The following is a 14139-nucleotide window of genomic DNA, read 5'->3' as shown; positions in this document are numbered from 1 at the left end:
GACGAAGCGAAGGAACCCGCGTAGCGGGCGGCGAAGCTGGCCCAGGGCGCGGGTGCAGGGCCGACGCCTTGCGGCCCTGCTCGGTCGCCCGCAGAGGGCGGGATGAAACTGCCCGGCTGTTGGGCGAACGAAACCTGCGCTGAGGCTCCTCCGCTGTTAAGCGAACGAAACCTGCACTAAAGCCCCCGCCTGTCGTGCGAACGAAACCTGCACTGAAGCCCCCGCTGCCAGGCGAACAAAACCCGCGCCAGGGTTCGACGGCTGCAAACACCCTCTGCTTAGCGCCCGTTCGCACAGCGAAGCCAGAGTCCCTGCGCAGCAGGTAAACGCTTAGCGCTTCTCCTGCAAGGCCTGCCACACCAGCAGCTGCAAACTGGCGGAAAAGTAGTTCTGATCCGGCGCAATCCGGTCGCTGATATACCCCGTCTCGTTCAGCGTCAGATCGCGGATCGCCAGCAAGCCGCCGTCAAGATTATAAGGCGCGTTGCTGTTGCCCAGCACGTCGAACCAGGCGGGCGTCGTCAGGCGGCCGTAACGCTGCCAGACGTTCTGAAACGGCACCAGACGCAGGCTTTGCGGGTCATACCACCAGATATTGAGCGGCACGCGAATCGCGTCGTAGCTGAAGCGGCCGGAGTAGCCCACCGCTGGCGCGACCGAGCCGTCAGCATTCAGCGCCACCCAGTCGAGCGGCAGACCCGTTTTGCCGAAATGCATCGCGCCCAGCAGATCCATGCCGTTATCAATCAAGGTGTTCCACACCTTGAGATGGCTGTGGTCGGCAAAGGTGCGCCAGGCCTCGAAGAGAAAATAAGAGGGGTTCAGCACGACATAGCTGCTCTTGTTGAAACCCTGCGCGCCCGGCAGCATTACCGTATGGCCGGCGAAGGTCACCACGTTATGCTTCACAATGGCGCGCTGAATCCGATCCGACGCCTGCTGATAGGCCTGCGAAGACCATTTATCGGCCGCGCGCTGTAGCGCCCAGGCAATAAGCACGTCGCCGTCGGAGGCGTTATTCTTATCCGCTACCGGATCGCTCACATCTGGCGTATAGCGCCAGTAAAAGAGGTCGTTTTGCGTATTCAGCAGGTGCTGGCGCGTCCAGCCCCACAGCTTATCGAACGTGGCGCGATCGTCGTTCGCTACCGCCAGCAGCATGCCGTAGCCCTGCCCTTCCGTATGGCTGACGTTATTGTTGGCGTTATCGACAATACGTCCTTCCGGGGTTAAAAAGCGGCTCTTGAAGGTGCTCCAGCCGTCGGCCGAAGCCTGCGCGCTTACCATCATCACCATGAAAAAAATCACCCATCTCAGCCAGGCTGGCTTTGTCATCTCATCGCTCCGTTAGTACCGATAGTGCAGCGTATTGCCATCGTTAAACTCCAGCGTTACCGCAACCGCCGCGCCGCCGCCCTGGGCGCGCAGCCAGCCGCCGTAAAGTCCCGCCAGCACAGCGGCCATCGCCGACTGCCAGCTTTCCGCGTCCAGCGCGCCGTCGCCCGCAGGAAGCGCATGATGCTTCAGCAGAATCGCCGCGTCTTGCGGCTGTAGCTGAACAAACCCCCAGCTGAAGCGGGCCAGCTGCAAATTCATGTCGCGCTCCAGATCCTGCACCGTACGCGCGTCAGGCAAAGGATAGCGTGCCGCCAGCGATTCGCCCATGCTGTAGAGAAACGCCTCCGCCTCTTCTCTGCCCGCATTCGCGAGCATCCCTTCCATCATCACGCTGACCAGATCGAACCAGCCAGGCTGATGCGTGTGGCTTACCGCACCCATATGCTCACCCATTAGTTATCTCCAAACAGATAGCGGAAGTAGAGCTGTGCCGTACTTTCGCTGTAGTCGCCAAAGGTGTCGTAGCCAAGCTGACCGCCAATGGTGACATCTTTGTTCACCTTGTAGTCCGCGCCGGCATGCAGGTTGTAGCCGATGCCGCTTTTGCCGCCGCCGCTATAGTAAGCGCTCTTCACCGCGCCGCTCGCGGCATAGGATTCCAGCTGCGCCTGCAGAGAGGGATCGTTGGGGAAATAAGCGCTGCGATCCTGACTGTAGGACTGGTAGCCAGCCGAGCCGCCGATCTTCAGGCTCAGATCGTCAAACTTGCGGGTAAAATCCACGGGGAAAGAGACCGCTACATAGTCTTGCGGGCTGAAGTAACCGCCCTGGCCATAGCTGAAATAGCTGAGGTTTTTCGAAAAATCCATCCAGTTCAGGCTCATGCCGACCTTCAGCTCGCGATCGTCGGTATGGAAAGGCCGCACGTAAGCGCCCGCCGTGGCGTTGAGGCTGTTGTTGCTCGCCACATTCTCGCCAGCGTAGCGGTAGGCGCCGCCGCCAACGTAAAAGCCAGCATCGCCGTTGTCATAGCTCAACAGCGCGTTGCCGCCGTTTTTGGTGACACTGCCCCAGCGTTTGCCGCTCGCTTTGTCCTGCGCGCCGACATACGAGAGCAGGCTGTCTGTCATTGCGCGACGCTCGCCGGTGAGGATGAGCGTCAGGAAGTCGGTCAGCTTCGGCGACCACTGCACGCCGCCCACCAGCGTGCTGAGATCCTGGCCCAGCGGCGTGCTGCCGAGGTCGATCTTATAGCTGTCGCCTTTCAGCGCCAGGTTAAGCTCTACGCCGGACGCCTTTTGCGAATCGGTAGAGGCGCTCGGCACATCGGTCACCTTCGCGCTGCCTGCGGCAACCACTTTGGCCTGCTCAAGCGCATTACTGCCGAAGCGACGCCACGCGTCGCCCGCCGCGCTGCCCGCCGTCAGCGAGACCGGCGTCATAGTGAAATCGAAACGCGCATTGCCAAAGGGCACAGTTGAGAAGGTCAGCGGCGCTTTCGCTTCGGTCAGCTTGCTGAGGCCTGACTCGCCGTCACGTCCGCGCACCTGCACCTGACCCTGCGCCCAGCTGCCGGTTTGCTCCTGCAGTCCTTCCATCATGCTGTCGATCTGATGCAGAGTGCGCGCCTGCTGCAGCGAGGAATTGTCGCCCCCCGCCAGCGCCGCCGCCTCGCCGCCGCGCACCACGTCAGCCGGCGCGCTCTGCCACGGCAGTACCCTGCCGTAGCTGGAAGCCGAACGTCCTACCGGTGAGGTGCTGCGGTTGATAAAAGGATTATCCGCCAGCGCCAGGCCGCCGATGGTGGGTGTCTCGCCGCTCTGCGCTCCCTGCAGACCCGTCAGCTGGCCGCGCGCGCTACGCAGGTAGCTTATCGCCTGGGCGCGATCGCCGTTAGCGTCGGCGACGCGCGCCAGCAGCAGCAGGCGTTCCGGCGTTTGCTGCGCCTGCAGGCCACGAGACAGTTCGTTGACGCGCTGCAGATTGTTTTGCGCCAGCGCCACATTGATAGCGCCGACGCGCGCATCCTGGGTCGCTGTGTCCTGGGTCATCAGATAGTCATAGACCACGCCCGCCTCTTTGTTCATCTTGCCGTCCTGATAGAGACGGGCCATGGCGAACATCAGATCGCGGTTCTGCGGATCGTGCTGTAAGGCGCCGATCAGCTTGTCATAGGCGGCGGCGTACTGTTTCTGCTCGCGCAGGCGATCGACCTCGTTAATTACGTAGCCGTTGCGAATGCCCGCCAGCTGCGTCGGCGTGCTGCGCGCCTGCAGTTCAGGTCGGCTGAGAAAGCGCTGCGCTTCGCTGCCAAGGCCTGCCTGATTCAGCACTGCAACCTGCGCCGCGTAGTCGCCCGCATTGCCCTGTACGCCGCGCTGCATATTGTCGCGCACGATTGCGACGGCGGCGGCGACCTCGCCTGCTCTGGCGAGCTTCTGCGCCAGATTGCCTGCGTCCACCGGATTCGTCGGCGGAGTCTGCGCCAGCGCCTTCAGCGTGTTGGCGGCAGCCGCGTTTGCGCCCTGCGTCAGGTATTGATCGGCGGTCGCCATCTGCAGATTGAAGTTTACGCGCTGAGCCAGCTCGCGCATGTCGCGCGTCTGGGCGCTGGCAGGGATACCCGCCAGCAGCGAACTGGCCTGCTGCCAGCCCCCGCTTTCGCTGGCGTTAATGGCGGCGGCATAGCGCTCGCCGACGCTTGCGCCGTCGCGCATCGCAGCGACCATAACGCTGGCGGCCTGCTGCGTATCGCCCTGCGCGCGGTAAAGGCGCGCCAGATCGAGACGTAGCCAGCCGTCGTTGGGATAGCGCTGAACCCCCTGCTGCAGGGTGACGATCGCCGCGCGGATGTTACCCGCCTGCTGCTCGCGCTTCGCCTGCTGACGAACGGGATCGCTGCTGTTGCCGCGCGGTGCCACGCTCTGCCTTACGCTGTCGGGCAGCGACGGCAGCAACGAACTGGCTTCGGCGCTGCGGTTCTGCTGGCGCAGCACATAAAACAATCCCTCTTTCGCGCTACGGTTGTTCACGTCGCTTTGCAGGATAGCCCGGTAGGCCTGCTCCGCCTCGCTGAACTGGTTGCTGCGGCGCAGCACGTCGGCGCGAAACAGCTTCGCGGCAACGCCCTTTTCGCCTTCCGCCTGGGTCAGCGGCTCGCTGAGCGAGAGCGCCTGCGCGCTGTCGCCGCTTTTCAGCGCCTGCTGCGCCGCCGCCAGCTGGGCATAGAAGCGCGCGTCGCTGGCCTGCTGCTGGCGTTCCGCGCCCTGTTCGCCGCCGAGCTGCGCTGCGCGTTGCAGATAGTCCGCCGCTTCGCCGTAGCGGCCGCCGCGCTGCGCGACATAGCCCATGCCCGCCAGCGCGTCGGCGTCCTGTGGGTTAGCGCTCAGCACTTTTTCGAAATTGTTTTGCGCGCCGCTAACGTCCCCGCTGTTAAGCGCGCTAAAACCCGCGCCCTTTTCAGCGCCGCCGACGTTTTTACGGTAGTAATCCATCACCGCGGTGTCCTGCGGATGGCGCTGCTGCCAGGTCTGATAACGCGCGGCGTCCTCCGCCTGCGGATTAAGCCACATCAGCGCCTGTCGCAGCGAGCGATCGGCCTCCTGATTGCCGTCCGCCAGCGTACCAAGCAGATCGATGCCCTCGCGGCGCGTCACGTCCTGATAGGTCAGGGCTTTGCCCAGCGCCAGTCTGGCGCCGGTATCCTGTGGATGCGCCGCCGAGAATTGCCGCAGCGCTTCAACCGCCTGCGGCAGCAGCGTGCGGTCGCCCGCCATCGTCAGATAATACTCCGCCGCCACGCTGGCAGGCGGTTCGTTGCCGTTAAAGGTATTACGCCACGTCTGCAGTGACGCGGCGATATTGCCGCTGCGCGCCTGCTGGCGCGCCAGCGATAGCTGCGCCTGCGGGATAGTCTGCAGCTGACGCGCATTGTCCAGCTCGCTCAGCCGCGCATCCTGCGGCGAAACGCTGCTCAACTGCTGACGGTAGCGCGCTGCGCCGTCGACGTCGCCACTCTGCTGCGAGTAAAGTGCCAGCAGATAGAGCGCCTGAACGTTATTCGGCTCAACCATCACCACTTTTTGCAGCGCAGACTTCGCTAAATCGTCATGCGCTTTCTGATGCCAGTAGGCTGCCTGATCGAACAGCGCCTGCAGGGCGGGGTTGGTGCTTTCCGCCGCCAGCAGCGGCAAAGAGAAGGTCAGCGTACCGCCCAGCAGCAGCGTGCGGCGAATCCCGGTGCTTAACTGATTTAGTTTCATTATTTTTATCCTGACTTCTTACCGGAATCGCGTACGTTCTGCGGATCGAGCCGACGCCGCGCATGGCGCTGCAACATAGCGAAAACCGCGACGCCCGCCAGCCCGGCAAGGATCAGCGCCGCCAGCGCCAACAGCACTGAATGCTGGCTGGCGTACCACACCACCATCATGTACCAGGGCATTTCGCCGCTCGGATACTGAGGGCCGACGCGGAAGCTGCGAATGCCGTTTTCATCGGTGATGATGGCGGTATCACCGCGGATCGCCGCGTTGATGCGCGCTGAGTTCAAATCGTCATGCAGCCGCAGCAGCTGTTCGTCGCTGGTGGCCACCGTCATTACCACGGTGCGATCGCGATTCCAGGGGGAGCGATAGCTGACAAAGCCGCGCCACGCTTCGTTCGAGGAGAAGTAGCGATCGGCGTCCAGCGGTTGCCGATACCAGTCGCCGGTTAGCCAGCTGCGCAACCTGTCGAGCGTAGAGGGCGTTTTAACGCCAAAGGTGCTGCCGTTGGTTTCAAACGGCGAACGCGCCAGCATCTGCTGGTTAAAGTCCCTGTCGCCGGTAGTGCTGATCGCCAGAACGTCGCTTTTCGCCAGCCGCGCCAGGCTGGTGCCGCCGTGTGGCAGACCGAAGATAACCTGATTTTGCGTCAGCGCCGCGCCGGTGGCGTTGCCGGCGCGCGCCGCCAGATCGAGCAGCGTGGCGATTTCGGCGCTGCCTGGATTTTCCGGCATCAGCAGCGTGGTCTGGCTAAAGTCCGCCAGCCGCGTAAAGGGAAACGACGCGCCGACAAAGTAAGAAAGATTCGGCAGCAGCGCAAAATGACGCGTATGGCTCAGATCGATCCATGACGCCTCTTCTATGCGGCTCTTGATGTTGTTGTTCATCAGCACGCCGCAGGGCGCATCCGCTTTTGGCCTGATATTGAAGTAAAGCGACAGCTGGTTATCGCCGTAAATCAGCCAGGGATCGAGGTGCAGCTGATACTGCTCCTGCCGCGCGTCGCCGCCCAGACGGTGCCAGGCCTGCTCCAGCAGGCCCACTTTATTGACCGTCAGGTTGCGCAGGAAGGTGCCGTTAAGCATCACATTCAGGAAGGAGTTGTTCTCGTCGATCCAGCTCTCCGACGGGAAGCGATAGTTCAGGTTCACCGGCACAGTATCGCCGTCCCACAGAAAGAGGTCCGGCGCGGCGCGGAAGTTGACGCGCAGCGCGTCGTGCCAGATGCCGGTCGACGTCAGGCTCTGATTCGGGTCCAGCAGCGCGTTCAGGCGTACCGGACGACTGGTGTTGATCCAGCGCGGCGCGTCGTAGGGCTTGCGGCTGACGATCGCCTGCGGCTGGACGGCGAGGCTGCTGGCGTCGGTATTCAGCGGCCCGGTGGTGAGACGCAAAGCCGCCTGACGCAGCCGGGCGTCATCCTCGCCCGTAACCAGCAGCAGTTTGTAAACCGGGTTATTGGGATTATCCACCAGCGTCAGCTGCGGGCCGCTGGTCTGCGGCAGAGTCAGCGTACCGATTCGATCGCCCGGATGGCCAAACAGGATGCCGTTTTGCTCTGGCAGCTCGCCGCGCGTTACCGGAAAGCGAATACCGCGATAGTCGCTCTGAATGCCGAGCCACGACGCCACCAGTGCGGCGGCGGAGATCGCATCCGGCGCGACGTTGCTGGCGAAGCCCATAGAGACCGACGCTGGCGTCATGCGCAGCGGATCGATAAAGGGACGTGGAAAGTTGCGCAGCCGCGTACCGATATTAAGCTGCTGCCCTTCCAGGCTCAGCGTGGTTTTCGGCAGGATGGTGACCTGATAATTTTTCGCGCTCTCTTTTTCGCACAGCAGCTTATCCGCATCGTTAATCTTGAAGCTGAGGTTATTGCTGGCGACCACCATTGCGGCGGGGATCTCCAGCTGATAGTCGCTGACGTCGCTGTCGCTGGCCCCAAGCGGCAGCGTGCCGAGCGGCTGGCCGTTGAGCATCAGCTGCAGCGAAGTATTGCGCGCTGCCAGCGCCTGGGAAACGCGCAGCGACAGATTAAGATGCGCGTTGGTGATCACCTCATCGCCCGGCAGGGTAAAGACAATGCCGGACTGCAGCTGGCCGCCGGTCAGGGTAATGCCCTGCTGCTGGCCCATCTGCGCCACGGAAATGGTGTTGCTGATCGGCTGATTCAGCGCGGCGGCAGGCGCAGGCGCGGCGACCGGCTGGCCCGGCACAAAGGGCGCGGCGGAGGCGGCGGACGAAAGCTGCGGATCGGGTTGCTCCAGCCCGTCCGGCGGCGGCAGCGCCGACAGCGCGCTGTTTTCCTGGGTCGTCGTGGTGCCTGGCTCCGGCGCGGCGGGCGCGGCACTGTTAACCGGCGCATCGGGATTAGCGGAGGGTTCCGCCCAGCCGGCGGTCAGCCACAGCGCTGTCGCCAGCGATGACGCCAGCAGCGTATGTCTCAGGATTTTCATGCTGCGCCGTCCTCTTTTGCCGCCGCAGGCGCGGCCGCTTTGCCTCCGGCGCGCCGATCTTTCCAGCTCAGCCAGAACAGTTCGAACACGGTGCGAATAATGGTGCCCAGCGACAGCAGCGCATTGTCTTTTTTATACTCCGGCTGGAGCCAGGCGTCGGCGCGCGCCAGCACCACGCGCACCAGCTCGCGGCGGCGCGCCAGCGGCATCGCGGCGAAGCGCAGACGAATCGACTTATCGTCGCCGGAAATTTTGCTTACCGGAATAGTTATGGCACCCGACTGCAGTAGCAGATCGATCTCTTCAATCTCATCGGTTTCGTGACGGTTATCCGGCGCATCCAGCTGCGCGCCGCCCATTGAGAGATCGCTGGTGCGGGTGCGCGACGAGATACCGCTGGCGTAGTGGATAATCGCCGGTATCTCGACCTCAATGCGGATGGATTTACGCACCTGGCGGGTTTCGCGCGCCACCGCAATCGCCGCCATCAGAATAATCAAACTAAAAAGGGCCCAGCCGACGTTCAGAGCGATAACCCAGGGGTCAACGCCAAAGTAGTCGTGCATCACCGCGCGCACCACGCCGGCGGCAATGCCGATAGCCAGCAGCGCCGCCACGATGACGTGCGGGCGCACAATGTGAAAGTCGAAGAAGCCCTGATCGAGCAGGCCGCCTTTATCGGTTACGTTAAACTTGCCGTGTCTGGGCGACAGCAGGGTCAGCAGCGTCGGGATCACCAGATGGAAGCACATTACGGTTTCGTAGATTTCGCCCCAGAAGGTGTAGCGAAAACGTCCATTCATGCGCGAGTTGACGTAGAGCGACATTACCAGGTGCGGTAACACATAGGCGAAGATCAGCGACGCCGACGAGTGAATGATATTCAGGTTGAACAGCAGGTAGGCGAGCGGCGCGGTAAGAAACACCACGCGTGGCAGGCCGAACTGGAAATGCAGCATCGCGTTGAGATAGCAGAGACGCTGTTGCCATTTCAGGCCGCGCCCCAGCAGCGGGTTATCGACGCGGAAAATCTGCGTCATGCCGCGCGCCCAGCGCGTGCGCTGCACGACGTGCAGACCCAGACGCTCGGTCGCCAGACCGGCTGCCAGCGGAATCGCCAGAAATGCCGATCCCCAGCCGCGACGCTGCATTTTCAGCGCGGTATGCGCATCTTCCGTTACCGTTTCCACCGCAAAGCCGCCGATCTCCTCCAGCGCTGCGCGGCGGATCACCGCACAGGAGCCGCAGAAAAAGGTGGCGTTCCAGTTATCGTTGCCCTGCTGCACCGGCCCGTAAAAGAGCGCGCCTTCGTTGGGAATCGTGCGTGCCGCGCGCAGATTACGCTCGAAGGGGTCGGGCGAATAGAAGTAGTGCGGCGTCTGCAGCAGCGCCAGCGTCGGATCGGTCAGGAAAGGGCCGACGGTGGCCTGCAGAAACGTTCGCGTGGCGACGTGGTCACAGTCAAATATGCAGATCAGCTCGCCTTTGGTGATTTTCATGGCATGGTTCAGGTTGCCAGCTTTAGCGTGGCTGTTGTCCTCGCGCGTAATGTAGCCGACGCCGACATCGGCGGCGAAAACCGCAAACTCCGGCCGTTTGCCGTCATCCAGCAGGTAGACCTTCAGCTTGTCGCGCGGGTAGTCAATGCACTGCGCCGCCAGCACCGTATCGCGCACGACGTCGAGGCTTTCGTTATAGGTCGGCACATAAACGTCCACGGTCGGCCACAGAGTGACGTCATCCGGCAGCGGTTCGATGGTGCGCTTTAATGGCCAGGTGGTTTGCAGAAAGCCGAGAATTAAAATCAGCCAGACATAAATTTCGGCAAGATATAAGCCGATGCCGAGAATCGCTTCTGTTTCGGAATTAAAATGGAGCGTCTCAGTGGTGCGCCACCAGATATATCGGGTGGACATCAGCGCAGAGAGAATAACCATAACTACCGTTATTTTGCGGCTTTTGCTGAAGCCCAGTAAAAACATCATCAAAATACTGATTAAGCCAAATATATATTGTTTCTGGCTGTCCATCGGCGTAATGACGATCACCGCTGCGACTGGCGCAAGCACCAGCAGCAACAGGTAAAACCCGATCTTATTCATGATTCACCCTGGGAAAAGCTCTGTTTTTATAGCCTGGCAACGCCAGGCAATTAATAATGATTGCTGCGGATCGGTGCCTGAACTTCGCCATTGCCGACGGAAATATTCAGGATGTTCGCCACGCGTTTTCCAATGAGTTCAATATCGAATGCGGCGGCGGACGCCGGACTGAAATCATAAACGGATTGCTGTGAGGCGTTGGCTTCAGCCACGCTTTCATCACGATGCACGACGCCCAGTAAGTTCTCTCCCAGACGTTGCTGCATAAAAGCGGTAACGTCGCGGCTGATATTGCGGCGGTTGTCGCTCTGATTCAGCACGAAATAGTGCCCAAGCCGATTATTCAGCGGCTGGCCAATCATGCGGTTATTTTCAATTTGCGGTAACAATGAGACCGAGGCGGTATCAGCCAGCATGACCACCAGGTGCATGTCCACCAGCGCACTCATCGCTTTTAGCGCCGGGCCGGGGCCGGGCGGAAAGTCAGCGACAATTACCAGACCGGGATAATTCAGTACCGTATCCAGCCCGCGTCGCAGGAAGTGGGGGTCTTTCGCCAGGTTTTCTTCAAAGCGCTCGCGCTGCGGCTCGGTTACCTCACCATAGGGCAGAACGAAAATATTGCCGCCGGTGGTGAGAATCGACTGGCTCCAGTCCGCCTGCTCTTCCGAACGCGCGACAAAGCCGCGACCATCGTTGAGCGGTACGCCGAAATGCAGCCGCAGGGCGTTCTGCACGTCAAAGTCGATCGCCAGTACCTTGCTGCCCGCCCTTGCCAGTCCCCAGGCCAGATTAGCCGCCAGCGTGGTTTTTCCGACACCCCCTTTCGGCGAGCACACACAAACTAACGGCATAACGCAATCTTCTCCAGTAACGGTTTGAGCAGGGTCTCTTTCGACAGGCTGACCGGCTCGCTACGGCGCGCGCGGAACAGGCCGCCAAAGCGACGCGCCGTGTCTGCGTGCGGCGCAGGGGCAGTATGTGGCGCGATATATGCCTGAGCGGGTTGCGCCGCTGCGGCCGCAGGCTGAGCTTCTGGCTGCGGCGCGCTGACCGGCGGCGGGAACAGCGACAGATCCGCTGCGGCAGCGGCTGGCGCGCCTTGCGCAAGGCTGTCGAGGATAGCGCTGCGCGCTGCGGCCGGCTGGCGCGACAGCGGGGATGCGGCTGACGGATGGAATTCATCGCCGCGCAAAGGCTGCGGCTGCGGCAGATCGATGCGCTGGCTGCCGCTGAACGGCGTAGAAGCATCTTCATGAGCGAGCTGACGGATAAGCGCCCACTGGCTATTTTCGGCGGGTTCCTGTAGCTGACCTGACATATCTTTGAAGGCGATATCGAGCGTTTGCGTTTTTTCTTTAAAACGCTGCAAATCGTCATAGTTTTTCATCGAGCCATGGCCTGCATTCAGGGGAAAAATTTGCCGGGAATATATCACATTCATTTAGGCTGAGTGAGAAAAATCTGATTATAAAAACCGCATATCCAATAAAATATTTGTATCTTTATGCCCCGTTTGAAACCCGCATAACTCTTTCCGGCCGGTTTTGTGAATAAATTAATTAATTGTTCTTAAGTAAAATAGTTAAGGCATTGATTGAGTTTCAGCCATTATTTTTATTCTCACCCCTTTATGTTGCAGCCAGTAAAGCGTTGAATCTTTATTACGTTTTTTCTTAATGAAAAACTGACAGGCTTTTATGCTTCCTGGAAAGGAAGCGAGCAGCCGCTCACGTCAGCGACGATAAACTTTTACGCTGGTTTTTTTCGCGGCGGCTGACGATGCATCAGATGGAGTGAAGGATTTGGCAGTAAAAAGGCTCCTACGGAGCCTCTGTTTTAAACGATCCCTTCCGCCGCGCCGACCGGCTGGTTTTCATCCTGGTCGACGGCGAAGCAGGCAATTTGCTGATCGCCGTAGCGCTTCAGCTTCGGCTGTAGCTGCACGCAGGTGCCGAAACGGCGGCGGCAACGCGCGTTAAAAGCGCAGCCCGGCGGCGGGCTGAGCGGGCTGGGCAGTTCGCCGGTCAGCTTGATGCGCTCGCGCCGATCGTCCGGGTTAAGACGCGGCGTGGCCGACAGCAGCGCCTGAGTATAAGGATGGCGCGGATTGTTGAAGATCGCCTCTTTGCTGCCTTTCTCAACGCAGCGGCCCAGATACATCACCATAACCTCGTCCGCGATATGCTCCACCACCGAGAGGTCGTGCGAGATAAAGACGTAGGACAAGCCCATCTCCTGCTGCAGATCCATCATGAGGTTAAGCACCTGCGCGCGCACAGAGACGTCGAGCGCCGAGACCGGTTCATCGGCGATCAGCACGTCGGGTTCGAGCATCAGCCCGCGGGCGATAGCGATACGCTGACGCTGGCCGCCAGAGAACATATGCGGATAGCGATCGTAATGCTCGGTTTTCAGGCCGACCTTCGCCATCATCTCCAGCGTCTTCTCTTTACGCTCCGCCTTGCTCAGCGCGGTGTTAATCAGCAGCGGCTCCTCAAGGATCTGGCTGACTTTTTTGCGCGGATTGAGTGAACCGTAGGGGTTCTGGAACACAATCTGGATTTTCTGACGGCGCAGCTTCTGCGCCTGCGGATCGTGCTTCAGCAGATCCTGACCATGCCAGTAGAGCTGGCCTTCGGTCGGCGTTTCGATCATGGTCAGCAGGCGGCCAAGCGTCGATTTACCGCAGCCGGACTCGCCGACAACCGCCAGCGTTTTACCGCGCTCCAGATTAAAGGAGACGCCGTCCAGCGCTTTCACCAGGCGCTGCTGGCCAAACAGGCCTTTCTTCACCGGGTAGTGTTTTTTCAGGTCAATCGCCTGAAGCAGGTAATCCTGCCTGGTATTATCAAGACTCATAGGTTGGTCTCCCGGCATCATCCAGCGGATAGTGACATTTGGACTGACGCCCCGGAATGTCGCGTAAGGCAGGTTCTTCTTTACGGCAGCGATCGGTGGCGTACGGACAGCGCGGATTCAGCAGGCAGCCGACCGGACGGTCATATTTACCCGGCACGACGCCCGGCAGCGACGCCAGACGCGCTTTGTCGGCGGCAAATTCCGGCAGCGCACGCAGCAGCGCCTGGGTATAGGGATGGCGCGGCGCCTTGAAAATATCGTTCGCCCTGCCGCTCTCCACCACCTGCCCGGCATACATCACGATAATGTGATGCGCGGCTTCCGCCACCAGCGCCAGATCGTGCGTAATCAGGATCAGCGCCATGTTCTCCTGCTGCTGCAGCTCAAGCAGCAGCTCGATAATCTGCGCCTGGATGGTCACGTCCAGCGCCGTGGTCGGCTCATCGGCAATCAGCAGCTTAGGCCGACAGGCGATCGCCATAGCAATCATCACGCGCTGGCTCATGCCGCCCGACAGCTGGTGCGGATAGACATCCAGACGCGACGCCGGATCGGGGATGCCGACCTGCGTCAGCAGATCGATTGCGCGCTGACGACGGGTACGCCGGTTGCCACCCTGATGCACCTTAATCGCTTCCATAATCTGGTAGCCGACGGTGTAGCAAGGGTTAAGGCTGGTCATCGGGTCCTGGAAAATCATCGCCACTTCTGCGCCTACCAGCTGGCGGCGCTCTTTCTCGGAGATGCGTTTCAGGTCACGCTGGTTAAACTCCAGCTTCTCCGCCATCACTTTGCCGGGAAAATCGATCAGGCCCATAATCGCCAGCGAGCTGACCGATTTGCCGGAGCCGGACTCGCCGACGATCCCCACGACCTGCCCCTGCTCTACCTGATAGCTGATGCGGTCTACCGCGCGGAACGGTGCCTTATCGTCGCCGAAATGCACCGATAATTTATCTACATTTAATAACGCCATCTCGGTGCCTCTTACTGCTTGAGTTTCGGGTCGAGGGCGTCGCGTAAGCCATCGCCCATCAGGTTAAAGGCCAGTACGGTGAGCAGAATAACCAGTCCTGGTGGGTAGTGACCTTCCCTGGACTGGTTATTCTGCTCACC

At 60.7% G+C, this 14139-nt stretch carries 9 protein-coding genes and 1 pseudogene; all 10 read right to left on the bottom strand.

All coding sequences use genetic code 11. From position 1 onward, the window contains the following. Positions 1 to 330: 330 nt before the first annotated feature. Positions 331 to 1335, bottom strand: a complete 1005-nt coding sequence (locus tag B3797_RS17050; protein ID WP_311784230.1) for a glycosyl hydrolase family 8 — start codon at positions 1333 to 1335, stop codon at positions 331 to 333. A gap of 12 nt (positions 1336 to 1347) precedes the next feature. After that, positions 1348 to 1791 (bottom strand): cellulose biosynthesis protein BcsD, encoded by a 444-nt coding sequence (bcsD, locus tag B3797_RS17045; protein WP_311791689.1) that lies wholly within the window; start codon positions 1789 to 1791, stop codon positions 1348 to 1350. Continuing rightward, positions 1791 to 5600: a cellulose biosynthesis protein BcsC gene (locus tag B3797_RS17040; RefSeq protein WP_311791688.1), complete on the bottom strand. Its 3810-nt coding sequence runs from the start codon at positions 5598 to 5600 to the stop codon at positions 1791 to 1793. Before B3797_RS17040 ends, bcsD begins: the two co-directional genes overlap by 1 nt. A gap of 5 nt (positions 5601 to 5605) precedes the next feature. Next, positions 5606 to 8059 (bottom strand): cellulose biosynthesis cyclic di-GMP-binding regulatory protein BcsB, encoded by a 2454-nt coding sequence (bcsB, locus tag B3797_RS17035; RefSeq protein ID WP_311791687.1) that lies wholly within the window; start codon positions 8057 to 8059, stop codon positions 5606 to 5608. After that, positions 8056 to 10161 (bottom strand): UDP-forming cellulose synthase catalytic subunit, encoded by a 2106-nt coding sequence (gene bcsA / locus B3797_RS17030; protein WP_311784227.1) that lies wholly within the window; start codon positions 10159 to 10161, stop codon positions 8056 to 8058. Before bcsA ends, bcsB begins: the two co-directional genes overlap by 4 nt. Before the next feature lie 50 nt (positions 10162 to 10211). Continuing rightward, entirely contained in the window at positions 10212 to 11015 is an 804-nt protein-coding gene (gene bcsQ / locus B3797_RS17025) for a cellulose biosynthesis protein BcsQ (RefSeq protein ID WP_311791686.1), read from the bottom strand. Then, a complete protein-coding gene (gene bcsO, locus B3797_RS17020; protein ID WP_311791685.1) occupies positions 11006 to 11551 on the bottom strand; it encodes a cellulose biosynthesis protein BcsO in 546 nt (181 codons plus the stop codon). Before bcsO ends, bcsQ begins: the two co-directional genes overlap by 10 nt. 449 nt (positions 11552 to 12000) lie before the next feature. Further along, positions 12001 to 13023 (bottom strand): dipeptide ABC transporter ATP-binding subunit DppF, encoded by a 1023-nt coding sequence (gene dppF / locus B3797_RS17015; protein WP_311784224.1) that lies wholly within the window; start codon positions 13021 to 13023, stop codon positions 12001 to 12003. After that, positions 13013 to 13999, bottom strand: a complete 987-nt coding sequence (gene dppD, locus B3797_RS17010; RefSeq protein WP_311784223.1) for a dipeptide ABC transporter ATP-binding protein — start codon at positions 13997 to 13999, stop codon at positions 13013 to 13015. The genes dppF and dppD overlap by 11 nt, the downstream gene beginning before the upstream one ends. A gap of 11 nt (positions 14000 to 14010) precedes the next feature. After that, positions 14011 to 14139: pseudogene (locus B3797_RS17005) on the bottom strand (hypothetical protein); the annotation flags it as partial.

The organism is Pantoea sp. UBA5923, from assembly GCF_002431095.1.
GTDB lineage: Bacteria > Pseudomonadota > Gammaproteobacteria > Enterobacterales > Enterobacteriaceae > Pantoea > Pantoea piersonii.
This window is presented reverse-complemented; position numbering and strand designations above follow the sequence as displayed.

Coding starts and splice junctions, on each gene's coding strand:
- B3797_RS17040 (WP_311791688.1), bottom strand. CDS start 5,600: ATGAAACTAAATCAGTTAAGCACCGGGATTCGCCGCACGCTGCTGCTG.
- bcsQ (WP_311791686.1), bottom strand. CDS start 11,015: ATGCCGTTAGTTTGTGTGTGCTCGCCGAAAGGGGGTGTCGGAAAAACC.
- bcsA (WP_311784227.1), bottom strand. CDS start 10,161: ATGAATAAGATCGGGTTTTACCTGTTGCTGCTGGTGCTTGCGCCAGTC.
- dppF (WP_311784224.1), bottom strand. CDS start 13,023: ATGAGTCTTGATAATACCAGGCAGGATTACCTGCTTCAGGCGATTGAC.
- bcsB (WP_311791687.1), bottom strand. CDS start 8,059: ATGAAAATCCTGAGACATACGCTGCTGGCGTCATCGCTGGCGACAGCG.
- bcsD (WP_311791689.1), bottom strand. CDS start 1,791: ATGGGTGAGCATATGGGTGCGGTAAGCCACACGCATCAGCCTGGCTGG.
- dppD (WP_311784223.1), bottom strand. CDS start 13,999: ATGGCGTTATTAAATGTAGATAAATTATCGGTGCATTTCGGCGACGAT.
- bcsO (WP_311791685.1), bottom strand. CDS start 11,551: ATGAAAAACTATGACGATTTGCAGCGTTTTAAAGAAAAAACGCAAACG.
- B3797_RS17050 (WP_311784230.1), bottom strand. CDS start 1,335: ATGACAAAGCCAGCCTGGCTGAGATGGGTGATTTTTTTCATGGTGATG.